Source organism: Ferdinandcohnia sp. FSL W7-1320 (assembly GCF_038050315.1).
In the GTDB taxonomy this organism is placed as follows: Bacteria; Bacillota; Bacilli; order Bacillales; family Bacillaceae_L; genus Ferdinandcohnia; species Ferdinandcohnia aciditolerans.
In genome coordinates this window covers 977,282-1,000,752 of sequence record NZ_JBBPAM010000001.1, presented here as the reverse complement: position 1 = coordinate 1,000,752, position 23,471 = coordinate 977,282, and the positions used below count along the sequence as shown (strand labels likewise).

General features: G+C 34.9%; 32 protein-coding genes, 1 tRNA gene and 1 other RNA gene. 9 read left to right on the top strand and 25 right to left on the bottom strand.

The features are described 5' to 3' along the window. Nucleotides 1-56 precede the first annotated feature (56 nt). Both ssrS and NST91_RS05080 read left to right on the top strand, forming a co-directional pair. Nucleotides 57-251: non-coding RNA, 6S RNA (ssrS, locus tag NST91_RS05085), on the top strand. Between the two features lie 121 nt (nucleotides 252-372). After that, nucleotides 373-446: transfer RNA gene (locus NST91_RS05080), tRNA-Arg, on the top strand. A gap of 158 nt (nucleotides 447-604) precedes the next feature. Here NST91_RS05080 and NST91_RS05075 read toward each other — a convergent pair. The 7 genes from NST91_RS05075 to NST91_RS05045 form a co-directional block, all read right to left on the bottom strand. Next, nucleotides 605-748 carry a hypothetical protein gene (locus NST91_RS05075; RefSeq protein WP_341330275.1) on the bottom strand — a complete coding sequence of 48 codons (144 nt, stop codon included), beginning with the start codon at nucleotides 746-748 and terminating at the stop codon, nucleotides 605-607. Between the two features lie 178 nt (nucleotides 749-926). Then, nucleotides 927-1,295, bottom strand: a complete 369-nt coding sequence (locus tag NST91_RS05070; RefSeq protein ID WP_341330274.1) for a VOC family protein — start codon at nucleotides 1,293-1,295, stop codon at nucleotides 927-929. Between the two features lie 94 nt (nucleotides 1,296-1,389). Further along, nucleotides 1,390-1,812, bottom strand: a complete 423-nt coding sequence (locus tag NST91_RS05065) for a DUF1801 domain-containing protein (protein WP_341330273.1) — start codon at nucleotides 1,810-1,812, stop codon at nucleotides 1,390-1,392. 195 nt (nucleotides 1,813-2,007) lie between these two features. After that, a complete protein-coding gene (locus NST91_RS05060; RefSeq protein ID WP_341330272.1) occupies nucleotides 2,008-3,003 on the bottom strand; it encodes a nuclease-related domain-containing protein in 996 nt (331 codons plus the stop codon). Nucleotides 3,004-3,607: 604 nt separating this feature from the next. After that, nucleotides 3,608-3,961 (bottom strand): DUF4181 domain-containing protein, encoded by a 354-nt coding sequence (locus NST91_RS05055; RefSeq protein WP_341330271.1) that lies wholly within the window; start codon nucleotides 3,959-3,961, stop codon nucleotides 3,608-3,610. Nucleotides 3,962-3,971: 10 nt separating this feature from the next. Beyond that, nucleotides 3,972-4,376: a hypothetical protein gene (locus NST91_RS05050; protein WP_341330270.1), complete on the bottom strand. Its 405-nt coding sequence runs from the start codon at nucleotides 4,374-4,376 to the stop codon at nucleotides 3,972-3,974. Nucleotides 4,377-4,384: 8 nt separating this feature from the next. Further along, a complete protein-coding gene (locus NST91_RS05045; protein ID WP_341330269.1) occupies nucleotides 4,385-4,981 on the bottom strand; it encodes a hypothetical protein in 597 nt (198 codons plus the stop codon). 111 nt (nucleotides 4,982-5,092) lie between these two features. Here NST91_RS05045 and NST91_RS05040 point away from each other — a divergent pair, with 111 nt between their 5' ends. Further along, on the top strand, nucleotides 5,093-6,757 hold the full coding sequence (locus NST91_RS05040; protein ID WP_341330268.1) for a ribonuclease J: 1,665 nt from the start codon (nucleotides 5,093-5,095) through the stop codon (nucleotides 6,755-6,757). Between the two features lie 22 nt (nucleotides 6,758-6,779). Here NST91_RS05040 and NST91_RS05035 read toward each other — a convergent pair whose 3' ends face one another. The 6 genes from NST91_RS05035 to NST91_RS05010 form a co-directional block, all read right to left on the bottom strand. Beyond that, nucleotides 6,780-7,253 carry a tetratricopeptide repeat protein gene (locus NST91_RS05035; protein ID WP_341330267.1) on the bottom strand — a complete coding sequence of 158 codons (474 nt, stop codon included), beginning with the start codon at nucleotides 7,251-7,253 and terminating at the stop codon, nucleotides 6,780-6,782. Then, a complete protein-coding gene (locus tag NST91_RS05030) occupies nucleotides 7,250-7,780 on the bottom strand; it encodes a cysteine hydrolase family protein (RefSeq protein ID WP_341330266.1) in 531 nt (176 codons plus the stop codon). The genes NST91_RS05035 and NST91_RS05030 overlap by 4 nt, the downstream gene beginning before the upstream one ends. 10 nt (nucleotides 7,781-7,790) lie before the next feature. Beyond that, nucleotides 7,791-8,192 carry a VOC family protein gene (locus NST91_RS05025; RefSeq protein WP_341330265.1) on the bottom strand — a complete coding sequence of 134 codons (402 nt, stop codon included), beginning with the start codon at nucleotides 8,190-8,192 and terminating at the stop codon, nucleotides 7,791-7,793. 155 nt (nucleotides 8,193-8,347) lie between these two features. Next, nucleotides 8,348-8,827 carry an SRPBCC family protein gene (locus tag NST91_RS05020; protein WP_341330264.1) on the bottom strand — a complete coding sequence of 160 codons (480 nt, stop codon included), beginning with the start codon at nucleotides 8,825-8,827 and terminating at the stop codon, nucleotides 8,348-8,350. Nucleotides 8,828-8,837: 10 nt separating this feature from the next. Next, entirely contained in the window at nucleotides 8,838-9,362 is a 525-nt protein-coding gene (locus tag NST91_RS05015) for a GNAT family N-acetyltransferase (RefSeq protein WP_341330263.1), read from the bottom strand. Nucleotides 9,363-9,371: 9 nt separating this feature from the next. Beyond that, nucleotides 9,372-9,848, bottom strand: a complete 477-nt coding sequence (locus NST91_RS05010; RefSeq protein ID WP_341330262.1) for a hypothetical protein — start codon at nucleotides 9,846-9,848, stop codon at nucleotides 9,372-9,374. Between the two features lie 151 nt (nucleotides 9,849-9,999). Here NST91_RS05010 and NST91_RS05005 point away from each other — a divergent pair, with 151 nt between their 5' ends. Next, nucleotides 10,000-10,224, top strand: coding sequence for a hypothetical protein (locus NST91_RS05005; RefSeq protein ID WP_121446430.1), 225 nt, complete (start codon nucleotides 10,000-10,002; stop codon nucleotides 10,222-10,224). Between the two features lie 361 nt (nucleotides 10,225-10,585). Continuing rightward, on the top strand, nucleotides 10,586-11,035 hold the full coding sequence (locus NST91_RS05000) for a GNAT family N-acetyltransferase (RefSeq protein WP_341330261.1): 450 nt from the start codon (nucleotides 10,586-10,588) through the stop codon (nucleotides 11,033-11,035). Nucleotides 11,036-11,093: 58 nt separating this feature from the next. On the opposite strand, the gene NST91_RS04995 is transcribed toward NST91_RS05000, so the two are convergent. From NST91_RS04995 to NST91_RS04980, 4 genes are all read right to left on the bottom strand, one after another. Further along, nucleotides 11,094-11,663 carry a nucleotidyltransferase domain-containing protein gene (locus NST91_RS04995; RefSeq protein ID WP_341330260.1) on the bottom strand — a complete coding sequence of 190 codons (570 nt, stop codon included), beginning with the start codon at nucleotides 11,661-11,663 and terminating at the stop codon, nucleotides 11,094-11,096. Nucleotides 11,664-11,755: 92 nt separating this feature from the next. Beyond that, nucleotides 11,756-12,205: a hypothetical protein gene (locus NST91_RS04990; RefSeq protein ID WP_341330259.1), complete on the bottom strand. Its 450-nt coding sequence runs from the start codon at nucleotides 12,203-12,205 to the stop codon at nucleotides 11,756-11,758. 373 nt (nucleotides 12,206-12,578) lie between these two features. Continuing rightward, entirely contained in the window at nucleotides 12,579-12,956 is a 378-nt protein-coding gene (locus NST91_RS04985; protein ID WP_341330258.1) for a hypothetical protein, read from the bottom strand. A 209-nt stretch (nucleotides 12,957-13,165) separates the two neighbouring features. Continuing rightward, entirely contained in the window at nucleotides 13,166-13,636 is a 471-nt protein-coding gene (locus tag NST91_RS04980) for a hypothetical protein (protein ID WP_341330257.1), read from the bottom strand. Between the two features lie 281 nt (nucleotides 13,637-13,917). Between NST91_RS04980 and NST91_RS04975 the strand changes: the two genes are divergently transcribed. Next, entirely contained in the window at nucleotides 13,918-14,406 is a 489-nt protein-coding gene (locus tag NST91_RS04975; RefSeq protein ID WP_341330256.1) for an SRPBCC family protein, read from the top strand. Between the two features lie 144 nt (nucleotides 14,407-14,550). On the opposite strand, the gene NST91_RS04970 is transcribed toward NST91_RS04975, so the two are convergent. From NST91_RS04970 to NST91_RS26280, 8 genes are all read right to left on the bottom strand, one after another. Further along, a complete protein-coding gene (locus tag NST91_RS04970) occupies nucleotides 14,551-14,730 on the bottom strand; it encodes a hypothetical protein (RefSeq protein WP_341330255.1) in 180 nt (59 codons plus the stop codon). Between the two features lie 267 nt (nucleotides 14,731-14,997). Beyond that, nucleotides 14,998-15,411, bottom strand: a complete 414-nt coding sequence (locus NST91_RS04965; RefSeq protein ID WP_341330254.1) for a VOC family protein — start codon at nucleotides 15,409-15,411, stop codon at nucleotides 14,998-15,000. Nucleotides 15,412-15,441: 30 nt separating this feature from the next. After that, complete coding sequence (locus NST91_RS04960) at nucleotides 15,442-15,831, bottom strand: VOC family protein (protein ID WP_341330253.1); 390 nt, start codon at nucleotides 15,829-15,831, stop codon at nucleotides 15,442-15,444. 56 nt (nucleotides 15,832-15,887) lie between these two features. Continuing rightward, on the bottom strand, nucleotides 15,888-16,538 hold the full coding sequence (locus NST91_RS04955) for an RNA polymerase sigma factor (protein ID WP_341330252.1): 651 nt from the start codon (nucleotides 16,536-16,538) through the stop codon (nucleotides 15,888-15,890). A 119-nt stretch (nucleotides 16,539-16,657) separates the two neighbouring features. Further along, the gene (locus NST91_RS04950) at nucleotides 16,658-17,188 is read right to left on the bottom strand and encodes a GNAT family N-acetyltransferase (protein WP_341330251.1); all 531 of its coding nucleotides are present in this window, start codon (nucleotides 17,186-17,188) and stop codon (nucleotides 16,658-16,660) included. 65 nt (nucleotides 17,189-17,253) lie between these two features. Next, entirely contained in the window at nucleotides 17,254-17,739 is a 486-nt protein-coding gene (locus NST91_RS04945) for an AraC family transcriptional regulator (protein WP_341330250.1), read from the bottom strand. Nucleotides 17,740-18,059: 320 nt separating this feature from the next. Next, the gene (locus NST91_RS04940; RefSeq protein ID WP_341330249.1) at nucleotides 18,060-20,240 is read right to left on the bottom strand and encodes an EAL domain-containing protein; all 2,181 of its coding nucleotides are present in this window, start codon (nucleotides 20,238-20,240) and stop codon (nucleotides 18,060-18,062) included. Between the two features lie 359 nt (nucleotides 20,241-20,599). After that, nucleotides 20,600-20,944 carry a CBO0543 family protein gene (locus tag NST91_RS26280; RefSeq protein WP_445724479.1) on the bottom strand — a complete coding sequence of 115 codons (345 nt, stop codon included), beginning with the start codon at nucleotides 20,942-20,944 and terminating at the stop codon, nucleotides 20,600-20,602. 729 nt (nucleotides 20,945-21,673) lie between these two features. Here NST91_RS26280 and NST91_RS04935 point away from each other — a divergent pair. From NST91_RS04935 to NST91_RS04925, 3 genes are read left to right on the top strand one after another with little or no spacing between them, the layout of a single operon-like run. Then, complete coding sequence (locus NST91_RS04935) at nucleotides 21,674-21,919, top strand: spore gernimation protein GerQ (protein WP_341330248.1); 246 nt, start codon at nucleotides 21,674-21,676, stop codon at nucleotides 21,917-21,919. A 16-nt stretch (nucleotides 21,920-21,935) separates the two neighbouring features. Continuing rightward, complete coding sequence (locus NST91_RS04930) at nucleotides 21,936-22,304, top strand: spore coat protein (protein ID WP_304217332.1); 369 nt, start codon at nucleotides 21,936-21,938, stop codon at nucleotides 22,302-22,304. Between the two features lie 18 nt (nucleotides 22,305-22,322). Continuing rightward, a complete protein-coding gene (locus tag NST91_RS04925) occupies nucleotides 22,323-23,459 on the top strand; it encodes a zinc-dependent alcohol dehydrogenase (RefSeq protein WP_341330247.1) in 1,137 nt (378 codons plus the stop codon). Nucleotides 23,460-23,471: the final 12 nt, after the last annotated feature.

Below are 23,471 nucleotides of genomic sequence, written 5' to 3'. Positions count from 1 at the left end.
ACAATTTGGATTTTTTTTACATTTGATTTCATCGTTTCAATCATGTAGTATACATATACAAGCTACATTGTACGTAATCATAATAAAGTTTAACCTTTGAACTGTAATAGGGAGTTTAACATTGAAGCTGGAATGGCAGGCCTTCGTCCATGGCGACTTGAAGGACATACAGGAATGTTTCTGCAAACACCCACTTTGAGGAGTGGTGGTTTTAAACTTTCTTAGCGTATTACGGCAATTGTGGCTTTTCCAATTTCATGCTAATCCATTTTCCAAAAGGAGAGTGGATTTTTTATTTGTCGTTTCAATGTCTTGACCTTTTTCGGTAATTAAATTTATAATTAATTTCTGTAGTATATTTTTTTATATGATGTCCCAGTAGCTCAGTAGGATAGAGCGACAGCCTCCTAAGCTGTAGGTCGTAGGTTCGATTCCTATCTGGGACGCTAAATTAAAAAGGATGTCCGGGGTGAAATGCCTTGTAAACGTTAGATTGGAGTGTCTAACATTTACGGTTCAACTCAGGGGACATCCTTTTTTTATCTTGTTGGACTCTACTCACTTTTTCCTCTTACGTTTAAAACAAAAAAGAGGCTTTAAGCCCCTATACATCTTTTGTTTTCGTTTCTTTATTCACATACGCTGAAACTCCCTCGATAATAGTGCGATCGATATCGAGATAGGGCTTCCCGCGAAGTGCATCATTTGAAGAAAGTTCTAGGCTTTCATTTTTCGTATCCTTAGGCAAACTGACCACCTCCACTATGGAAAATTCTACATTAGCCATAGTGTGGGCAATCAGTTTGTCGTTCATTCATATATTTGCAGTGGCTTCGAACTGCTGATTCGTTCGAAGATGTCTTGTAGTTCAAGGTCTAATTTTTTCGGGAACTGGATTGAGTAACTGGTTTTTCATTGGTTCAACTCTACTTCCATTCTAAGAATTCTAGGCGGTTGCCAAACGGATCATGTGCATAAAATCGATTTGCACCCGGCAAGTTGTTGTCATCAATTATCTCCACCTTGTTGTTAAGAAGATGTTGTTTTAAGGCTTCTAAGTTTTCGATTTCGAATGCTGGGTGTGCCTTCTTGGCGGGTGCAAACGGATCCTCGATACCGATGTGAATTTGCACAGTTCCAAACGTAAACCAAGCACCGCCGTTTTTTCTAAGAGCCTCTGGCTTTTCGACTTCTTTGCAGCCTAAAATGGCTACGTAAAAATGGCGTGCCTGGTTTTCACTGCCTTTTGGTGCAGCAAGTTGAATGTGGTCAATTGCCTTAATGGTATAAGTCATTTTTATCGCCTCTTTAATATGTGTTACTTCTATCGTACTTCATTTCGAGGGATAACTAAATTTGATTAATTTTATGTATTGATATAAGTTTACCTTATTTTTCAGGATACCTTTCTTTTAAAAATTGTATGGATTGGGTAATTAACTCTTTAAGTACATCAACATCGACATCTGCAATTTTATTAATGTAGACACACGCTTTTCCAGTTGTGTACTTGCCGAACTTTTCGAGAAGCTCCTCACGCTTTGTATCGCCAGGTGCAAAATACAGACTAATTTTTGCTTTGCGTGGTGAGAATCCAACAAGTGGCGCATCTCCTTCATGACCGGAGGAATATTTGTAATGGTAGGATCCAAAACCAATAATGCTCGGCCCCCACATTTTTGCCGGGTATCCAGACGTTTCTGTGAAAATATCTAATAATTTGTAAGCATCCTCTTTCTTCTTCGGACTCTCAACACTTTCAATAAATTCGATGACACTTCCGTCATTCTCTTTTGTTTTTAATTCATACATGGTTTAGACCTCCTTGATAGTATGTAGGATTGACATTTTTCATTCATTCGAGACGTGGGGTGGGGAATCCTGCTTTTTGGAACTATTGGCCATAAAGTTTAATTACCGGCCATATTTTTTGATTATTGACCATAAATTTTGTTTATCAGCCATAAAAAAATATTATTAGCCATAAATACTAAACGAACCCTATTTTCACTCAAATTCTTTAAGGATATTTTCAAAATCGTCAGGGATGATATATACTCTAGCCTTCAGATCACCCCTATACTCTAAATTTAATGACTTGAATATTGTTTTTGCACCTGAACGAGTAGGCAATTTTAAGAAATCACGTAGTTGTTGATTTGTGATTGTGTTCCCGATTAAAAGCGAATAATCAACCAAAGAGTTCAGATAAGCTGTCTTAGAGGTATAATTGCACTTTGTACAGCGCCACGACCTGGGCGTTCGTTCCATTGGAATCTTGTTGCATTTAGGACATCGCACGCCCTTAATGAGTTCATGCTCTTTTATCCCGAATTGTGCGAGTATGTCGTGATCATGTGGGGTATGTTTCTTTAAAAGTAGTTTTGACACTTTTTGAAGTTGTTTTTTATCAAATATTTCTTGCTTATTCCTCTTCTCAAACAAATCTATTTTCGAAAGAAAACTTGGGCTTTTTATGACTTTATGAAAGTGTTTAAAGTCTTTGCTGGCATCAATAATAGCATTGGGATTTGTGAAGGCAACTAAGGTTTCAATTGGGGGGCTGGGTAATTTAAAGGTTTCGAGGAGTCGTTTTAGCTGTAGTTGGTGCCTGTTGATTTGGGCAACCGAGCAGTGGTACGATTTCTTCGTATCTTTGTAGGTTTGGATCAGTTGGTCAAACTTACCGTCAAAATATAATTCTCCGCGATAATGTTTAGCATCAATGATTAGTTGGTATGTGGGGCTGGTTAGAAGTAAGTCTATTTCAAAAAAGTGCTCTCCGGAGATGTCAGGAAGACGCAGGTTGTGGAAGATGGAGTAATTTTTTTCTTTTAAAAAGGACAAATAGTACGTTAAGGATTGTTCACCACGATAACCGGACATCCTTCGGCCATATTCATCGCTAATTTCCTGATATTTTGGGTGCGATTCCGGCAATCTTTTTAGTTCGGCTTCAAGTTTTCTAATGCGTAAAGGGATTTCTAACTCTTTTTTCCTCATTAACTCTAACTCCTTTATGATTTGATAATGTTTTTTTCGACAAAATCCCTTTAAATCCCTTTAAATCCTTTTAAAATTAGGCTCTTTTCTAAAAGATTGTTGCTTTATGTTAATAAATTGCAAACCAAGTTGGTTGGAGCGTAAGGTGGCGACTCCTCGAAAATGTATTCACATTTTCTTCGTGCGTGGGTTATTTCAAAGAAGCAAATTCAATGTCCAGCGGGAAAAGCGTGAGACTTGAGACCCCGCAGGAGCGGCAGCGACTTGTCCAGTTGTAGCGGCTAGAAACTCGAGAAATTTCAACTCCTCCTTCAGAGGCAAATTACGCCTCTTTGTCGGAGTGGCCAATTTTCTCGTTTCTGTGCAAGCCGCCTCCACATTTCGTTGAGGAGGCTCAAGCCACGCCCGCGGAAAGCGTCCACCTGAAGCGGAAGTCAACGATATAAAAACAACAAAGTTTGCGAAAACAGCCTAAAATTAATTAATCTTTTCAGCGTGGGACAATTTATGGCTTTTATTAAACTTTTATAGCCGTTAGCACAAAAATACGGCCAATAAAAAAAGTTTATGGCCGTTATTTTTATTTTATGGCTAATAACTGAAATCACTCAAAAATCCACCAATATGCCACAGCCCAAACTGCCATTAACAGTACTAATTCATACACAAAAAGGATATGGTGCTTCTTTTCGGGTTCATATTTCCAGTGCATAAAAGCGCGGAGAGAATTAAGAACGGTAAAGAAACCAATCATGTAGAAAAAAATATGATCTATCAAGAACCAAAGCCCGACAATAAACACGAGAAATAGTACGATTTCAATGCTCGCCTGAACTTTATTGATCCAGCCATATATCCTGCTTCTTTTTTCTATATTAAACCTTCTTCTTATATACGTTTCGCCGGCAGTACCCACCAAAATTACCACCAAAACAAGAATGATCAATTTGAAAATCATAGATTACACCTTATCCTCTCCGTAGATTCACACCGACAAAATTCACCAAAGCCACATAAAATGGGTACACAAACAGAGCAGCAATGAGCACTAGGCCGACACCTGGGCTGGGTACTTCTCCGGGGTCTATAATTGGGAAAAGTGAAGCAAATATATAAACATAGAATACAAGATATGGTGCCCAAAGTACCACAGACCAGTAACTAGATTTTCTTGCCTTCATCCACCTTTTTGTCATCAATATGAACAAAAAGGTTGCCCCAACAAATCCCAAAAAAACAAGAATAGTAACCACATTTGTTACACTTCCAAGCTCCAAGCCTGTGAGTCTACTAATCCGATAAACATTTAAAATTAGTTCGATCGCAACAAATAATGCAAGGGCATAAAGTGTGCCCATTACATTAAGTTTCATAAAATAGTTCATAATTCAATTTCAAACTCTACCCCTGTTGGAGCTTCACGATATGGTGTTTGTTCTCCCTTGAATTGTAGGACTATTCCCTTTGGATCGTCTGGTAGTGGAGGTGACACAACAAATTTAAAAGAAACATGGCCTCCTGATCCACTACCACCTTCTGTTCTGCAATCGTACTTGTCTCCCATTTCTAATTCCCAAAAAGTGTGTACCCACGTTTCTTCGATTTCTTCTGATGCATCCCAATCGATAATTAAATTGATGACACTTGCGTTCGAGTATTGTCGTATAAAACTGATAGTATAAAGTACATTTTTTACCTCGACAGCTTTTAAAACCGGCAGGTGTTTCTTAAATCCTTCGGGCTCTACCCTTGGTTTGAAATATTTTTCAGATTGAAATGATTCAAAAACAGCATTCAAATATTCTTTGTAGAATCCATATTTTTTTGCCCACCCAGAAATCATTTCATCCTTTGGTAATCCTGGATTGTCATTTGAGATATTTTTTCTCTTCTCTAAAAGGGCACATATTTGCTCATCTATTTCAAAAAGTTTCTCATCATAATGTACGTTTCGTCGTTCAAATGGTAATCGTTTCACGTTCAATACCCCCTCACAAAACTAATATTAACATATTTTGGAACACCTTATAAATAAATCCAATACACTCTGGTCAAACTAAGAACACGATTTCAGATGTAGGAGGCGTAAATGTTGAGCAACGAATTATCGATTTTTGCACTTGGCGGGATTAATGAGATTGGGAAAAATATGTATGTGCTACAGTATGATGATGACATTTTGGTGATTGATTGTGGGGGGAAGTTTCCGGATGAGAGCCTGCTTGGCATCGATTTAATTATTCCGGACCTTACTTATTTAGAAGAAAATCGGGAAAAAATCCGCGGACTCCTCATTACGCATGGGCATGAGGATCATATTGGAGGGATTCCATACTTTTTAAAAAAGCTCAATGTACCAATTTATGCGACTCGATTTACACTAGGTTTAATTGAGTTAAAGCTGACAGAACACCGACTTATTGCGGATTCGGAGCTAATAACAATTGATGCAGATTCAAAGCTTACGTTTGGGGAAATATCAGTTTCCTTTTTCAAAGTAAATCATAGTATTCCGGATTGCCTCGGAATTGTGTTTGACACTCCCGAGGGTAGAGTTGTACATACTGGTGACTTCAAATTTGATTTGACACCTGTGAATGACCAACATTCGGACATTCATCGGATGGCTGAAATCGGGAGAGAAGGTGTGCTTGTACTATTATCAGAAAGTACGAATGCGGAGCGCCCTGGTTCAACACCGACTGAGTTAAAAGTTGGAAACAGTATAGATGAAGCTTTTTTCAAAGCAAAGCGTAAGGTATTTGTGTCAACGTTTGCTTCCAACATTAGTCGGGTACAACAAGTTGTTGATGCGGCGATGAAAACAAACCGGAAACTTGCTCTGCTAGGGCGAAGTATGGTGAATGTGGTAGATGTTGCGGTCGAGCGCGGGTACATTAACCTACCAGATGGGATGCTGATTGATGCCAAAGAGGTGAACAATCTTGCACCGGAGAAGGTTTGTATTTTATGTACAGGAAGTCAGGGGGAACCGATGGCTGCACTTGCCCGTCTTTCGAATGCAAGTTACCGGGATGTTCAAATCCTTCCTGAGGATACGGTAATTCTAGCGGCCGGTCCGATTCCTGGTAATGAAAAAAATGTATCACGCATTATTGATAATTTGTTCCAGCTTGGGGCGGTCGTTTTATATGGTGGGAGCGCAACTGGTATGCATGTGTCTGGTCATGGGTATCAGGAGGAATTAAAACTCATGCTGACCTTAATGAAGCCAAGATTTTTCATCCCGATTCACGGCGAATATCGGATGTTACATCAGCACAAATTGCTAGCAGCATCCGTTGGAGTGGATCCAGAGAATACCTTCATTATTCAAAATGGCGATGTGGTTGATGTTCAAAATTCGGAGGCCCGTCAAACTCGGAAAGTCCCTTCTGGAGACACCTATGTGGATGGAATTGGTGTCGGTGATGTTGGCGATATTATTTTACGCGACCGCAAGCAGTTATCTGAGGATGGCATGGTTGTCATTGTTGTTACACTCAGTAAACGAGATCAGAAAATCATATCCGGTCCTGATACAATTACACGCGGTTTTGTGTTCAATCGAGATTCTGAAGAGCTTCTAAGGGAGACGAACCGACTTGTGAAAAAGTCGATTCTAGATCTGCAAAGTGAAAATAAGTACCAGTGGAATGCAATGAAAAGAGAAATTAAAAAAGCAGTGGGGCAGTACCTATTTGCCCAAACAAAACGAAAGCCGATGATTGTTCCGTTTATCATTGAAGTCTAACCCTCCGATTGTGGAGGGTTTTTTACTTCCATATTTCATCAAGCTTATCTGCGTAAAAGTTGATTGCACGATTGTATTGTTGAATATACGTATCACCCGAGGTCGTGGCTAGACTTTTTAGCAAAATTTCCATAGCTTCCTGATGTCTATTAAGATTGTATAGTGTCATCGCGTAAAAAGACTTTATCGCATGATTTTCAGGGAATAGCTCGAGACCTTTTACTAAAGTCTCTGCTGATTTTTCATATTTTCCGAGGGTCCGATAAGTGCTACCCAAACCTAAAAGTGCCCCTTCTAAATCTTCACCTTTTAAACCTAGTGCGATTGATTTTTCATAAAAAGGGACCGCTTCCGATTCTAAACCTAACACATCAAAACTCCAAGCAACCTGATAGTTTAGTTGAGGATCATCTGGGGACTCCTTTATCAAACTCAATAACCGATCATTTGATTCCTTAAAATGGCCCTCTTCTCTAAGTTGAAGTGCTTGCTTCATTTTTGATAGGTCTCCTTATACTCATCATAATATAGAACCTCAACGACATTAGACCAATTAAGGACTGTTCCAACAAAGTCCTTAATATCGAGTCCTTTCATCTCATACGTATCTTCAGTGTTTGTGGTTCCGGTTGCATCTTCAATAAAGGTTACTTTATAGCCTCGATCATATCCAGAAATGGCAGTAAACATGCAACAGAACTCTGTTTCAAAGCCAGTGATAAATATGTGCTCTACTCCGAGTTCCTCTAAAATACTTGCTAGCTTTGTTTTAAAAAAGGCACTCGGTGTCTCTTTTTCAACGATATAATCCGCAAAATCTCTTATAGATTCATGTAATTCAGAGCCCTCAGATTCCCGATATAACGGACTTTCCTCAACCTCATCAAAATGACGTACCATGATTACGGGTAGTTTTTTCTTTTTAAAATCTTGAATGATTTGTTGAATTTTGTGAAGTTCCTCGCTAAAATCTTTAAACTTCACTATTCCATTTTGGACATCAATCACTAGTAATGCTTGCATTTTTTAACCCTCACTTTTTAGATGTTGGACTGAGTTCGCTCCAAACGTCGAATTGGTTATCGTCTGGATCTCTAAATACAAAGTTCTTACCTGCATGGCCACGGTCCTCAATTTCTCCAACAGATATACGAAGATCTTTGAATTCTTTATGTAATTTCTCTAATGCTTGTAAACCATCAACCTCAAAAGTTAGTGAAAAGCGTTCATTACCTTTTGAATCTATGAAGTTTGAGTTTTGTCCTTCCGATGCTGCAACAAGGAAAAAGCTTTGATTCGCCAAATCGATGATTGCTTTGTCCTCATCCATATAATTTAGCGTAGCTCCAAGTTTTTCAGTATACCAGCTAGCTGAATGCTCCACGTTTGAAACAGGAAGGTAAGTGGTTCCGACCCTTATGAGCTTTTGTGTCATGTTCTTGGCCCCCATTTTTTACAGACTTCGATATTTACTTTATTCGAGCCATATTTTGATTTCCCTTTTAATTTTATGAATTATTTTCCATAAGAGTGCTCGATGGCGTATAAAAAAGAAGCCATATCCTTATGGATCGGCTTCTTTATGAAGTGTTATTTAGTTAAGCTAGCTATGGCTTGGACGTATTGTTCATATATCGGTTCCCAGAGCTTCTTACGGTCATCCACTTGTTTTCCATCAAGTAAAACACCTATGACATCTAAACAAACATGCCAACCAGCTAAGTCTCTTGGGGTATGTTCAGTCAACTTTGTGATCGTTTCAATTAAAAGAAATTTGCAACCATTTGGCTCAGGGGTCAACTCAAAGCGGACCTTGTCGTCTGCCCACGTATATTCCAAAACAGCGTGTTCACTAAAGTCAGTGATGGTCATTTCTTCGAAGGTTCCATCCCCCATATCAAATAGGATACGGCCTCCCTTATGAAGACCATCAACCTTTAATTCTGAAAACCAAGATTGTAGTTTATCGTTTTCTGTTAGCATCGCCCACACCTCATCAACCGAATGTGGATAATGACGTTCAAATGTTGCTATGTAATTGGGTTCATTTTTTTCAAGAGTTGCTAGCATGTTGTACCTCCTAGTTCATTATCGTGCCAAAGCTTGTTTTTAAATCATCCCATCCGTAAACTGCTTCCTTCAGTATCTTCCCGCCAATTTCGACTTCGACCGAATCTAGTTTGCGGGCTCCAAGTGCTTCGTAAAATAGACAGGATTTGTTTTCTTCCAAAACTAATACTAGCATGTTAGTTAGGTGTTTGCCTAAAAGTTGTCTTACAACAGGAGCTACTAACTTTTTACCCAAGCCTCGCCCTTGATATTCTTTTAAAATATAAATCGCGTAGAGCTCGCCATGAAAGTTTTCGTATTCCCCGCTCCGTTCTTGCCCACCACAGGCAAATCCTACGACTTCACCTTCTTCATTTTCTGCGATAAATATATGGCCGTGAGGGATTCCTTTTTTCCACATCATTTCCCTAGATTCATAGGATAAATTCTTAAGGTACTCATCAGGCACAATTCCTGAATAGGTCGATCTCCAACTGTCGACATGCACCTTTGCAATGCCTGATGCATCAGCTATTACCGCTTTTCTTATTTTCATAACGTCCTCCTATTTTACCTCAAGTGCAAAGGCGTAAAACGCATCACCGTTTGATACATTCTCTTCGTTTTCATCCATCCACCAAACGCCATATGAATAGTAATATATCCCTTTTTCCGCAGGTGCCGTAAAACGATGATTTACTACTTTTACTTCTTTTTCCTTGTCACCATTGTAAATAGCTAGGTGCACTTCATTTGGCAATGGCTCATAATCCATAATAAATGTAATTTCTTCACCTGGGGGCACAACAATCGGTTCCTTTCCCTCCAATAATCCTTCAGGCCCAGCTGTGTCAACACATTCACTTGTATTTGAAGTGCTCCAGCAGTACGTACCTAGTTTCGTTGGATAGGTTTCATTTCCAATTTGAATCACCGTCTCCGGCGGTTTTCTTCCAGACAGCTTACTACTTGCATCACTTTCTCCACAACCTGTTAGAGTAATAGAAATCGCGATTAAAAGTACAAACATCCATTTTTTCATCATATGTCCTCCAAATGTGCGCTTTTACTAAACTGACGAAACATTCTAAAAAAAGGTTACACATTTTGAAACCATACGGCTTATTCTTCCGTATATTTGGTATAATGAAATATATATAAAGAAACGGATTTTTTTGTAAGGAGGTCAAAGAATGACAGGTATTGTTGCGGTTGTAATGGTTTTTTCAATTCCGCTTGTTGCGATTATCACGAGTCACTTTCAGACACAATCTAAATATAAACATAAGATGATCCAAGATGAATTAGAGTTAGAGAAACTGAAGCATGAAAATTACTTGCTTGAAACTGAGAAAATGCGAGTCGAGCTTGAAAAAATGAAACTTGAAGCCCCAAAGAATGATACAAAGATTATCTAAGTATGAACACCCTGTTTTAGTAAGATCTCCGATAATGTGAAGAAAACTTAAAATCACAGTTCCAATAAAATACGGTTTAAAATGAAAATAGCAAGGGAATTTACAATACAATTAACACAAAAAAACTTGGGACATCCCAAGTTTTTTGTTATTTTATGTGATGTTCTTATTCAATATAAGCATTGAATGTTTAAGCGAAGGATTTCACAATAAAAACATTGAGTAATGTAGAATAAATTATTACGATTATTGTTTACAGAGGATATATAGGACAGTAAAGTAATTATGAGAAGACATAAATGAGAAATGAAGATGATTTATATTACAGAAGTGATAAAAATTAAGTAAACAAGGAGAAAAAATGGAACTTCAAACTCAAAGACTAGTAATTGTCCCTTGCACTGATGAAGTATTTTCTGTATATGCGACCAAAGGATTTAAAATTGGAAGCCATATAAACAATTACTTGAAAAAACTAAAAGAAGACCCTTCCCTATTAGGATGGGGTGTATGGCTTGTTATTAATAAAGAAGATAATACAATCATTGGTGATATTGGGTTTAAAGGCAAACCTGACTCAGAAAATATTGTTGAAGTAGGTTATGGGATTGTACCGGCAGCTCAAAACAAGGGATTTGCTACAGAAGCAGTAAATGAAATTATTAAATGGGCATTCTCAACTGGTACTGTAAAAAAAATAGTTGCTGAATGTTTAATTGATAATATTTCATCAATTAAAGTCTTAAAAAAGTTAAATATGATGAGAATCGGAATCAAGGATAATATGTACATATGGCAATTAACTAAGTAATGTTCCTCATTTTTTTGTAAGGAGGACGTGTAATTTAAGCCTGTTAGTTCAACAAAAATTACCTTAAAAATCTAAGCCACTTATGTTCTGGTTCGTGGATTTCCAGAGCATTTTCAAGCCATTTTTTCTTCTTTTTATCGAGATAATCCTTTATTTTTATAAAGTCTTGATGATCTATTTCTCTTGTGTTTTTCGCCTTATACAATAGTACAATTTCTGGTTTTAGGTATGGAATACCTGTTTCATTAATACTCCCAATAGAATAGAGTGGATATGATATCCTTAAATCTCTTCTAAATATCCAATTATTTTCTTTTGTTTCATTTAGAAGAATTTCTATTTTGTCGCCACTTAACATATTTAAAGTGTGTATTTCGTGAATTGGTAACTCTAAAAACTCACTTTCCCAAGCATGGAACTTACCATTAACGACTTTCTTAAACTCCCATTCTTTGAGATAATTCTTCAAATATATTTGGTCTTTTCGAAAAATGGCAAACTCTATATCTTTATGTTCTCTTGTTCCTTTCCCTATAAAAAGATCAATTGCCCATCCTCCAGCAATAAACCAAGGTCTATCAAATCCTGACATCAATGACTTAATGCTCTGGCATTGTCCAAATGACATATGTATCCTCCATATTAATTTATCTACTATCTATTCACATTTTGCACTCGATTCTTCAACTATCCTGCCCCGTTAGTGCAAGAAGCGACTGCTTATTGAACTTCAATTACAAAAGCATAACTTGAACTTCCTTTTTCCAACCTTGCATGGACATCGTACACATATACACCTTTTTCTTTTGGTGGAATTAAAACGTTATCATTTAGCGAAACTTCATCTACTTCGTTATCACTAATCCAATTGCTGACTCCCAATGTATTTTCGTTAGGTTCTTTTTTAAATTCTATTTTTATTTCAGATTCAGGTGATACAGCCACAGGTTTTAGTCCTTGATTCTTAATAAGTTCCGGCGGTGAACTCGTATCCGCACAAACGGAGTTAAGCAACCTATCCCAACAATATGAACCTTGTGCCACTTCTACTTTTTTACCTTCAACAGTTATGGTTGGTTCTGTTGGATTAGTATTAAATAATCCGATAATGAAGTAAATCCCCACACCTAATAAAACTAACACTATTAAAGTAATCAAAGACTTTTTCATAAATTTCCCCCTATTGTTTAACACCCTTCTTCTACTATCCTACTTCGTTAGTTCAATAACTTCTATTAAAATAGGCGATAATCCTTCTTGGATCATCGCACCCATTAGTTGAATAAGAAATTAATTATCCATAGCAACACAAAAGCCAATATAGATGTTGAGATTATATCTAAAGCAACCTTTTTCTTATCTTTAGTTTTATATTTTGAATCGCCAAGCAATCTTAAAATGTAAAATACAGTAAAGATAGCAAGTAGTTCAAGGAAATTAAATCCCATTCTATATTGCCCCATTTCTTTTTCTTACTTTATTTCAATGTCTTCATAAAATTTTCCTTCTCCTTGCTAAACAAACCTACCCCGTTAATTTAATATCAATCTTTAAACATTTCTTTCATTTCATCAGATACAACTATTACATCTTCTATTTTTATTTCATTATTTTTATCGGAGGGGGTAAGCCTTACTAATAACATTTGCCCATTTTCAAAGGTTAATAATTCGTACCTTTTATACTCAATACCAGCCGTTGTAATATCTTGAAGTTCTCTAAAATCACTTTTGGAAACACTTCCCTTCCTGCCTTCAGAAAACAAGGAGTTAAAACTTTCGTAATCCTTATTTATTATTGCTAATATCATTAATCGAGCAGTATTATCTGGACTATCAGGCTTCAAAGTTTTATTACTACAACCGACAATTATCACAATAGAAATTACAAACATTATTAGATATTTAATATTTAGCTTCATTGTTTTGCCCCCCTTAATCTCTTTTTCTTTACTATTTCAACCCAATTTGTATTGTTACCTTCTATTGCACTCTCCTGCTTCGTTAAATAACTTCAACAAAAAGGTGCATTAATCTTTCTTGGATCAACGCACCCGTTAGTTGAATAAATAAATTGTTAGCTGTTGTCATCTCCATATTGCTGTTCCTAATTTTCATTACTTACAAACCATTAATTAGCCAATCTCAATTTTATCAATCCAAATAACATATAACTAAGGAACACCACAAAAATTGAAATTGGAAGAAATAAAAGACTTAGTAAATTGTAAATAGGTACATTTGTAATAAGAGAAATAATAAAACTCAAAGCCACTACGGTAATAAACAAGAAAGTATGCCCAAAGAAATACTGTTTTACAATTGAGCTATCTTTTCTATCCTTGTTGATTCTAAAAAAATAAACAATGCTTATTAATGCGAACAAGATATAAAACATTACTTCAAAACCATCTGTCAATTTTCCAAATCGAGTAATAGTTTCAAAATCTCCTTCTGTCAAAAAATTTCTTGATTGCCAGTGTTCCGACATATTAAGTCTATGATTCCACAATAATGTGTATCCAAAATAAAACAACAACATTAAAAAAAAGTAAAGGTAGAATGCTTTTTCGGTTATAAAATTTGTTAATTTTTGCAACATTTTAATACTCCCCCTTTAAGTTCTAACACGTTATCTTAATCTATATTTACATTATATACTAAATAGTTTGACAAAAGATTTCATTCACAACAGTTTTTGTTGAAGTAATTCTGCTCCGATATCTTAATAACTTCAACAAAAAAAGGCGGTTAATCCTTCTTGGATCAACGCTACCCTTTAGTTGAATAAGGTTAAAAAACAAACTCACAAATCAACCTTTCGAAATTGTTTTAATAATGTTACTATTTAAGTGTAATAATTTTACAAAAGGAGAGGTTTCTTTGACAACTACCACAAATGATAAAGCTATTATTAAAGAGGTAACAATAAATGCACCATTAAATTTAGTATGGTTTGCCTGGACAATCTCTGATAGAGTTTCTGAATGGTTTGCACCTGAAACGGTAGTAGAGGCTAAGGAAGGTGGTGCATACGAACTTTATTTTATTCCCGGAAATAGTGAAGGTATGAATACTAAGGGTTGTAAAATCACAAAACTTATTAATGAAAAAGAGCTAAGTTTTACTTGGAAAGGGCCAGACCAATTTGAGACATTAATGAACAATGAAAATGAACTAACAAATGTTAATGTAAGTTTCATATCAATCAATGATGATTCTACAAAAGTAATTGTTGAACATATTGGATTTAAAGACAATGAGGACTGGACTGAAGCAATTAACTGGCACCAAATGGCTTGGTCAGGAGTTCTTGATAGTCTAAAGTCTGCTCTCGAAAATGGCGAAGGAAATTTATGTTGCCAACCCTAAAAAACTAATATTTTACATACACCATCTATATTTTATTAGTATATAGATGGTTTTTTTATATCCTAAAAACTTCAGAACTTTTCTAATTATGTAGCAATATTTGTTTAACAAACCTGCTTGGTTACTTGAATAAGAATTAAGTTCTTATTTGAAACGGCTTAAACTTTGCCAAAGGGCAACTCCTAAAATGAAAACGATTATTACTAAGATAAACCAAGAGTAAAAGTTCTTTTTGTTTCGTAGTATTTTGTATGCAAAGAAAATTAGAATTAACATCAATATTGCCATTCCCGTTATTGCCAATAGCATATTAAGCACGAACATAATAAACCTCCCACTGTTAGATTATTCTGCTTCGTTAGCTTAATAACTTCAATAAAATAGTGCATTAACCCTACTTAGATCAACACTACCTATTAGCACAATTAAAGATTACACTTATTTTTAAAGATAATTAATACTCATTATCAAAGTTTTTATATACTATCTTACTATCCCACTTACATTCCATATTTGTTTTGTTATAATGTTTTAATAATAAAAAGCAACGCTAGTGGCGCTGCTTTAAAAATACTAAGGATTTTCAAAAATTTAAACACTGTATTTTTCTTTGAATAATGGACTCAACTCACTCCATACATCAAATTTGTTACCATCAATATCATAAAACACAAAATTGTTTCCCGGGTGCCCTCGATCTTCTATATTCTCTACCATAACACCTTTTTCCGTTAGAAATGAATGAAGTTCCCTTAATTTCTCAATTCCATCAACTTCAAATGTCATTAAAAAATGCTCATTACCTTCATAATCTTGAAAAATGGCCTTCTCTCCTACCTTTGATTTAACAAGGAAAAAACTTTGATTCGCAAAGTCCAAGATTGCCTTATCATCATTTCTAAAATTTTCAACTGCTCCTAAATTTTCTTGATACCATTTCGAAGATAAATCAGGATTCTCAACAGGTACATAAATTGTTCCAACTCTATGGATAAATGTATTCATAGTAATTCTCCTTATTATTCATTCAATTATTTATTCAATTTCATTGACTGGTATTTCCTTAAAGGAAACAATCCCCAATCCATTTCCGTCTGGATCAAATAAATCAAAAAATCTCATACCATCCCCGCCATGGATTTTACTCACATGATAATTACGTTTAGATAAGTAAGTATGGAAAGCATCAACATCTTCACAATAAAAGTTAAATGTAATATGCTTTCGTTCTGGTAGCTTATCAACTTTAAATAGAGTTAATGCTGTTTTTAATTCTCCTTTTTCATTAAAACGGAAGCCAACATATCGCCCGTCACTACTTCGGTATACTACTTTAAAAGGAAACGTATTCATGTACCATTTTTCAGATGCATCAATATTAGTAACTGGCAAAAATACTGCGTCAATACGTTTTACAGTTTTCACTAAATCACCCCCTTAAATAAATAACTAAACAAATGCTCACAAAGATACGAATTAATTTAAATTTTTTCATGTATTGCAAAAACATTACCATCTGGGTCATACAATTCGAATATAAAATGTGTATGCCCTTTTTTGACCTTGGCACCTTTAGAAACTAGTAAATGATAAGTTGTCACTATATTTCTAAAATCATCTTCTCTCAAAGCATTTAATAACCGATTTACAAGAGATGGTATAGTTTCTTCTTGTTTATTTTTTGTTTCTTTTAAATTTGACAATGTTGTTCTAGCTCTATTTATTGCTGCTTTAACACCTCCATTTGTCATATCTAACATCTCGGCAATCTCAAACGATGTGAAACCGAAATATTCTTTTAATAATAAACATGATGCTTGTTTGAATGGTAACAATGAAATTATGGCCTCAACTGAATCTAATAAGCTAATATCTAATGTAGCTAAATCTTGATTTAAGTCTAAATCTACTAATTCACGCCTATTCTTTCTAATTGTCTCACGCCATTGGTTAGTGGCAGTTTTAAAGAGATATCCTTTTGGATTAGGGTGACTGGGTATATGAGATGAGTATTTCAAAATTTTCATAATTGTATTTTGATACAAATCATCCCCATCCCAAGGAGTTCCAGTTAGCTTATAACAATAATTTCTTAATTCTTCTATGTAGCATTCGAAGATACCTAATTTCAAGTCTGATTACTCCTATTCAAAAAATTTTAGGTATTAAAAATTAGCCTTACTGCTTTTGCAATAAGGCTACCTTCTTTATTCGCAAAATGGATAATGTATCCTTCTTCTAAACTACTCATTTAGATGAAGGATTTAAAATACTGTTTTATACTTAGTTGATATTTACTATGTCCATCTGTAAAACCAACAAGCTCAAATTTATTATTCTTATAAAAGTTATTTAACTTTAAATTATCTGCTACACAATCTAGTCTGAGATATTCTTGATCACTTAGATTGTTCTGTATCCAAGTCAGAATACTTTTACCCATATCTTTCTTCATATAAGTAGGAATAATCGCAAGTCTATGTAAGTAAAGCGATTTAAAGGAATTATCCTCTCCCCAAATATGCCTATCCCATTCACTTTGTTTAGACAAAAGTGTAAATGTAGCAACAATTTCGTTATCTTTCAAAACAATATACGTTTCTTGATTAGATATGGCTTGTTCAATCTCTTCATCATCACCACCATCTAATAGAAACCCCCATTGGTGTATTTCATTATCTTTCATCCATAGAGCTATTTGTTTTAACATTTTAATAATAATGTTACTATCCTCATTCGTAGCAATTTTTATATTAAAACCTTCAATGAAATTCGAGTTCATTTTTTATCTCCTCATAGATTATCTGATTTTCTTATTAAATCTCCGTTTTAATAATACAAAATACTTCAACTGACCTGACCGTTTATAGAAGAAGATTTTTTATTTATACTTTTAACCTTGAATTGGTAAATAAATCTGTACTTCTTCATCGCCTTCCCCAATAGGGTGATATGTCTCGATAATATAAGAATCGAGATCTCTTTGGTAACCTTGTTCTTCTGCCCAAAATTCAAATGTAGTTCTTCCAAATTAGAAAAATTCCCTCTTGTAGTTATGTAACTTTTATTTGTTTCAATATAATCCATTCCTGTCGGTACTTCATTTACTTCTTCACTCACAATTAACCCTACATAATAATGACCACTCCTATGCATCTCGTCCTTTTTAGGCTCAAATAATGCAATTTCGGCCTCTGTTCGATTTAGAATTTCGTTTGAGCGGCTTAATAGTTGCTTTGCAAGCAAAGGTACTTCTTTAGCATAGTTAACAAACTCCCCACTACCTTTTAATCCAATAAGCTTAAACTCTTTTTTTACCATCATAAACGACATATTAACCACTCCCATTCACAAAAATTCCATAATATTCTAACTTCAAATATTCAACAAAAAATCCTTACTTCCTGCATTGAAGTAAGGATTTCATACTAAATTATGCAACTGTTATTCAACTAAACTGCCCCGTTTGTTAAATTAGGAATTCAACAAAAAAGGTGGTTAATCCTTCTTAGATCAACACACCAGTTAGTTGAATAAGGTAACTAAATCTCACCAAATTCTTTTCGATTTTTTTCATTCAGGCTTATTTGATTTTTTGCATTGGGCTTGGATTGAGTGTTATGTTTACTAATTTTCTAATCTTTACTGAGATACTATGATGTTGTGCTATTCTTTTTTATTTGATTTTTGATATAACTATATTTATTTGATTGAACTAGCCTGCAATTTGGAACAAGAGGACTTTTCCTAATTTGCAATGAAAGATTATTTAATGTTTTTGCTAGAAGTTCCCGTCCCGATTCTGATATAAGAAATTCTACCCCATAACGATATATGCCTTCCTCATTTTCTTCCTTCCACACAATTCGTCCATTTAAATTAAATACTCCACCAAGAATCTCTATTTCAAACTCATAAATAATATCATGATTAACAGAGAGAAGTAGATGGGATAAGAACCGAAGTCCACCAAGTCCGATATCTTCAACTAAAATCTCGGTACGCCCTAATTCAATATCCTTATTTTTAAACTTTATGATAGTCATTTGTGAACTCATTGGGAAATATAGCTCTACTCTGAAATAATTTCGTTTATTTTCGTAGTAACTTTGTTTTTCGACTTTTGGCTTTAATACTCTATTTCTTAACATTTTTAATAAATCCGAGACAGGAACTGGTTTACTGAAAATATAGCCTTGAATTTCATCACATTCTTGCTGTTTTAAAAACTGTAGTTGTTCAGGAGTCTCAACACCTTCAGCTACTACACTCATACCTAACCCGTGAGCTAATTGAATAATAGACTTTACTACAGTTGAATTAGAACTATTAACCGATAGATCTTGAATAAATGATTTGTCTATTTTTAACACATTTATCTTATATCTAGTTAGATAGGACAGAGAGGAATAACCTGTCCCGAAATCATCCAAAGATACTCTTACGTTCAAATAATTAAGCTCATTTATGGTTTTCTCAACAAGACTCTGGTTATCTAAAATTGAAGTTTCAGTTATTTCAATTTCTAACCATTTTCCTTCTAATTTAGTTTCCTCTAATATCCTCGTAATGTTCGGAACAAAATCAGCAGAGATAAATCGATCAGCAGATATGTTTATTGAAATAGGTATTAGATTCAAGCCTTCATTTTGCCAGGAATTTAGAACTAGACACACTTTTCTTGCAACCCAATTTGAGAGGGGGTGAATTAATCTTGTTTCTTCCGCAATGGGTATTATATCGGCAGGTGTTAACATTCCCCAATCTGGATGATTCCATCGAATTAATGCTTCAGCACCTATTATTTCACCTGTACTCACTTTTACTTTTGGTTGGAAATGTAATTCTAACTTGTTCTCATTAATGGCTTTTCGTAAATCATTTTCTAACGACAATCTTTTGTAACTATAAATATCCATTATTGGATTATATTCTTCTGCCTTACTTTTCCCCATATCTTTAGCATGATTAACTGCTATATCAGAATTTTTCATTAAGGTTTTGCAATCTTCACCATGTTGAGGAAATACACTAATTCCTAAACTTACAGTAACAAACAATTCATAATCATCGACAATAAAGGGTTCTTCTTTTACTTTTGTGATAATTTTTTCGGAAATAGTATAAATTTGTTCTTTTTCAATCGTATTGTTTAATATAACTGCGAATTCATCCCCACCAAGTCTTGCTATGAAGCCCTGACTACTAATGATTCGAACCAATCGTTCAGCAAACTGTAGAATAAATTTTTCACCAATTATGTGTCCTAGGGTATCATTTATATATTTAAACCTATCTATATCCATGTAAATTAGAGCGAATGATTGCTTTTTATCTTTTGATTTAACAATTAATTCATTTAATTTTTTTTCTAATAAAATACGATTTGGAAGATTTGTTAATTGGTCATGAAATGCCAAATGCTCAATTGATTGTTCATACAATTTTCGTTCTGTAATATCGATTGCATATCCAATTATTCCTTCATCAGTTGGAATAACTCTTACCTCCAGCCATTCTTTTGTTGGTTCATAATAATCTTCGAACGTAACTGTAACTCTTTCTTCCATAGCTTTATGGTAAAAGTTATAAAACTTAGTACCCACTGCCTGCGGGAGTACCTTCCATATGTTTTGTCCTATAAGTTCTTTTCTCTCTTTATTTACGAACCTCTCCATCTCTTTGTTAGTATATATAATCTTCCAATTACGATCTATTATAAAAAAGCCATTTGTTATATTATCCAGAATCGTTTCACTTGGTGGTAAATAAGTGACATTATCCTTGCGTTCTAAATTTACACTGGTAAGATATGATTTATTAAATAATTTCATATATCCACAACCCTTTTCCAAATCTATCGACATTATTTGACAATATCTTACCACAAACGACATCAGTTAAGAATATCTCCTATTAACTTTCTCTGAATCCGGCATAAATATTATGATTTGAATAATAAATATATATAGAACAGAGCGGTTTAATATGTTTTTATCCAATAAGACAAGAAATAGAAGCTGACTCAAAGCTAGTTTAATAGCGACCCTTTTGTGTCATTTTTTAGTATAGACTGTGTTAAAAAACTATGTTGATAATTATACAAAATTAAACGCTTGGATAGATTCCAAGCGTTTCAATGTGATTTTTTATGTTTTTGCGCACGTTAATTCAAGAAGAAAATGCGACTTTATTACTGAGTTTCTCTGCTATCCGCCGTGTAGTCTAATACGAAATAAAGGATGTACATTGAAATAAAGTAAGCCACCGCTGAATATATTATATTCCATTCACCATAATGTAAAATGCTAATATAAACTGCATACAACTCAAGTAATACAAGAACGCATGTCCAACTCAAGATATATATAAATTTCTTAATGGCATTAGATTTCAGTGGAAAATAATTAAAAATAATAACCAGTACAGCAATTTCACCAAGGACTACAACTAGGTACAACAACTCTATTTGTTCTTTATCAAAATACCAGTAAAGATTGTACTTTAAATCAAGATACAAATCAGTTACAAAATTCATTAACAATGCAACTGTATTGTAGCTAGTAACTCGTGCCTAGTTCTCTTTCTGGGAATTTTCAGGGCAACTAAAAGAACTAATAAAACTGTCACTATAAATAGCTTCACCAAGAGGAACACCTCTTTTTTTAAAAAACAACAATATCAACCATATTATCATTATTTTATCGATGAATTATTCTTCTTTAACTACCCTTACCCTTTAGTGGAGGAACGATAAACTTTCTCCAAAAAGGTATTTATTTTAAAGTTTTCCATTAAACAAAAAACCGACTTAATGTCGGTCTTATAATTCTTTTATGTTGTTTATGAAATTAGATTTAGCTAGTTGGTTAAGTGCTTCGTTAATCGAATTAATTGGACGACCGAGAACTTTCTCGAAATCATTGCTATCTACTTCTAGTGAACCATTCCAACTGCACTCTTGAATTTCTACTACAATCGGGATCACAAAAAAAAGGAGTAAAAAGGATGTGGCATTTTCTTCTTCCTTTCTTATTATAAGTTCAACCAGATATTTCTGGTTGAACTTATTTTTTTAGTTACTAGAAAAAAGATCGGCACAGCGTCATCCTCTGACATCACAATAAATGAATCCCCCCACTTTATGAATATTCCAACCATTTAAGATAATTTACCAATTTAAGATACCATTAAAGAATGTTATGTTTACTCCTATTTTTGGAACAATACAATTGATTGCATTAACGAATAAGGAGGTTAATTAGAAATGGATAATCAAAAATTAGCCGATCATGAATCATTGGATTTACATGAAGTTATTAATTTCAAAACACTTTGCTTAGCGAAATCAAAACTAATGCAAGGACTCGTATTTGATCATGATTTGAGAGCATTAATGCAAAAAGATGTTGAACAATCCATGCAAGCGCTTGGAGAATTACAGGCAGTTTATCAACGAGCACCTTTTGAAGCTCCAGTTCCTCAAAACCGGCCAACACCAATAATAAATTGAAAAGGAGGCAATTTCATTGAACCAGGACTATTTAGACCCTATAAACGCGTTACACGTACCAGAGCTAGCTGATACCACATTTGCGATGGACTTACTTCTTCGTGCCAAAGAAGGTGTGCGCAATATTGCTGTCGCATTAACAGAGTCTGCATCACCTGATGTTAGAACCCTCTTACGAAAGCAGTTAATGCAAGGTATTGCCATGCACCAAGAAATTACAGAACTAATGATTAATAAAAAATGGTTCCATCCATACGAACTAAGTGAACAGTATAAACTAGATCAACTATCTGCCAACAATACATTGATGATGGGCAAAATGAATCTATTCCCGGTTGAGACCAATAGAAAAGGTATGTTTGACCGGACACCTGATGATCACTAACACTGGAGGCTGTATAGCATGAAGGCAGTAACGTATCAAGGTATTAAAAATGTTGTAGTCAAAGAAGTTCCAGATCCAAAAATTGAAAAACCAGATGACATGATTATTAAAGTAACGAGTACAGCTATATGTGGATCTGATTTACATTTAATTCATGGCATGATTCCTAACCTGCAAGAAAACTATGTTATTGGTCATGAACCAATGGGAATTGTTGAAGAGGTTGGACCAAATGTTACGAAAGTAAAAAAAGGGGATCGTGTTATTATTCCTTTTAACATTGCCTGCGGGGAGTGTATTTATTGTAAAAACCATTTGGAAAGCCAATGTGATAATTCTAATGATAATGGTGATATGGGTGCCTATTTTGGATATTCTGGTACAACGGGTGGTTATCCAGGCGGGCAAGCTGAATATTTAAGAGTACCATTTGCTAACTTTACTCATTTCAAAATTCCAGAGACATGTGAGGAACCAGATGAAAAGTTAACAGTTATTGCCGATGCGATGACTACTGGTTTTTGGAGTGTTGACAATGCAGGCGTAAAGGATGGAGATACAGTAATTGTTTTTGGCTGTGGTCCGGTTGGCCTTTTTGCTCAAAAATTCTGTTGGCTAAAAGGAGCAAAGCGTGTCATTGCCGTAGATTATGTAGACTATCGTTTGCAACACGCCAAACGTACCAACAAAGTTGAAATTGTAAATTTTGAACACTTTGAAAATGTGGGAATGCATTTGAAGGAAATGACGAAGGGCGGCGCTGATGTTGTCATTGATGCAGTTGGTATGGACGGTAAAATGACTGATTTAGAGTTCCTTGCGAGCGGAATGAAACTTCAAGGTGGAGCATTAGGTGCGTTTATCATGGCTACACAAGCAGTGCGTAAAGGCGGGACAATTCAAGTTACTGGCGTTTACGGCGGTAGATATAATGGTTTCCCTCTTGGAGATATTATGCAGCGAAATATCAATATCCGCTCTGGGCAAGCACCTGTGATTCACTATATGCCATATATGTTTGAATTAGTTTCGACCGGAAAAATTGACCCAGGAGATGTCGTAAGTCATGTACTTCCACTTAGTGAAGCGAAGCGTGGCTATGAGATTTTTGACACCAAAATGGATGATTGTATAAAAGTCGTGTTGAAACCTTGAGGAAGGAGATAA

Bases quoted from the DNA above. Each gene is read 5' to 3' on its own strand.
- NST91_RS04925 (WP_341330247.1), top strand. From the start codon at position 22,323: ATGAAGGCAGTAACGTATCAAGGTATTAAAAATGTTGTAGTCAAAGAA.
- NST91_RS04990 (WP_341330259.1), bottom strand. From the start codon at position 12,205: ATGAAAAAGTCTTTGATTACTTTAATAGTGTTAGTTTTATTAGGTGTG.
- NST91_RS04950 (WP_341330251.1), bottom strand. From the start codon at position 17,188: ATGAACTCGAATTTCATTGAAGGTTTTAATATAAAAATTGCTACGAAT.
- NST91_RS05055 (WP_341330271.1), bottom strand. From the start codon at position 3,961: ATGATTTTCAAATTGATCATTCTTGTTTTGGTGGTAATTTTGGTGGGT.
- NST91_RS05065 (WP_341330273.1), bottom strand. From the start codon at position 1,812: ATGTATGAATTAAAAACAAAAGAGAATGACGGAAGTGTCATCGAATTT.
- NST91_RS04940 (WP_341330249.1), bottom strand. From the start codon at position 20,240: ATGAAATTATTTAATAAATCATATCTTACCAGTGTAAATTTAGAACGC.
- NST91_RS04945 (WP_341330250.1), bottom strand. From the start codon at position 17,739: ATGTCGTTTATGATGGTAAAAAAAGAGTTTAAGCTTATTGGATTAAAA.
- NST91_RS05000 (WP_341330261.1), top strand. From the start codon at position 10,586: ATGGAACTTCAAACTCAAAGACTAGTAATTGTCCCTTGCACTGATGAA.
- NST91_RS26280 (WP_445724479.1), bottom strand. From the start codon at position 20,944: ATGAATTTTGTAACTGATTTGTATCTTGATTTAAAGTACAATCTTTAC.
- NST91_RS05015 (WP_341330263.1), bottom strand. From the start codon at position 9,362: ATGAAAATAAGAAAAGCGGTAATAGCTGATGCATCAGGCATTGCAAAG.
- NST91_RS05070 (WP_341330274.1), bottom strand. From the start codon at position 1,295: ATGACTTATACCATTAAGGCAATTGACCACATTCAACTTGCTGCACCA.
- NST91_RS04995 (WP_341330260.1), bottom strand. From the start codon at position 11,663: ATGTCATTTGGACAATGCCAGAGCATTAAGTCATTGATGTCAGGATTT.
- NST91_RS05035 (WP_341330267.1), bottom strand. From the start codon at position 7,253: ATGAAGCAAGCACTTCAACTTAGAGAAGAGGGCCATTTTAAGGAATCA.
- NST91_RS04965 (WP_341330254.1), bottom strand. From the start codon at position 15,411: ATGAATACATTTATCCATAGAGTTGGAACAATTTATGTACCTGTTGAG.
- NST91_RS05060 (WP_341330272.1), bottom strand. From the start codon at position 3,003: ATGAGGAAAAAAGAGTTAGAAATCCCTTTACGCATTAGAAAACTTGAA.
- NST91_RS04970 (WP_341330255.1), bottom strand. From the start codon at position 14,730: ATGTTCGTGCTTAATATGCTATTGGCAATAACGGGAATGGCAATATTG.
- NST91_RS05025 (WP_341330265.1), bottom strand. From the start codon at position 8,192: ATGACACAAAAGCTCATAAGGGTCGGAACCACTTACCTTCCTGTTTCA.
- NST91_RS05020 (WP_341330264.1), bottom strand. From the start codon at position 8,827: ATGCTAGCAACTCTTGAAAAAAATGAACCCAATTACATAGCAACATTT.
- NST91_RS05005 (WP_121446430.1), top strand. From the start codon at position 10,000: ATGACAGGTATTGTTGCGGTTGTAATGGTTTTTTCAATTCCGCTTGTT.
- NST91_RS04985 (WP_341330258.1), bottom strand. From the start codon at position 12,956: ATGAAGCTAAATATTAAATATCTAATAATGTTTGTAATTTCTATTGTG.
- NST91_RS04980 (WP_341330257.1), bottom strand. From the start codon at position 13,636: ATGTTGCAAAAATTAACAAATTTTATAACCGAAAAAGCATTCTACCTT.
- NST91_RS05010 (WP_341330262.1), bottom strand. From the start codon at position 9,848: ATGAAAAAATGGATGTTTGTACTTTTAATCGCGATTTCTATTACTCTA.
- NST91_RS05030 (WP_341330266.1), bottom strand. From the start codon at position 7,780: ATGCAAGCATTACTAGTGATTGATGTCCAAAATGGAATAGTGAAGTTT.
- NST91_RS05040 (WP_341330268.1), top strand. From the start codon at position 5,093: ATGTTGAGCAACGAATTATCGATTTTTGCACTTGGCGGGATTAATGAG.
- NST91_RS04935 (WP_341330248.1), top strand. From the start codon at position 21,674: ATGGATAATCAAAAATTAGCCGATCATGAATCATTGGATTTACATGAA.
- NST91_RS05050 (WP_341330270.1), bottom strand. From the start codon at position 4,376: ATGAAACTTAATGTAATGGGCACACTTTATGCCCTTGCATTATTTGTT.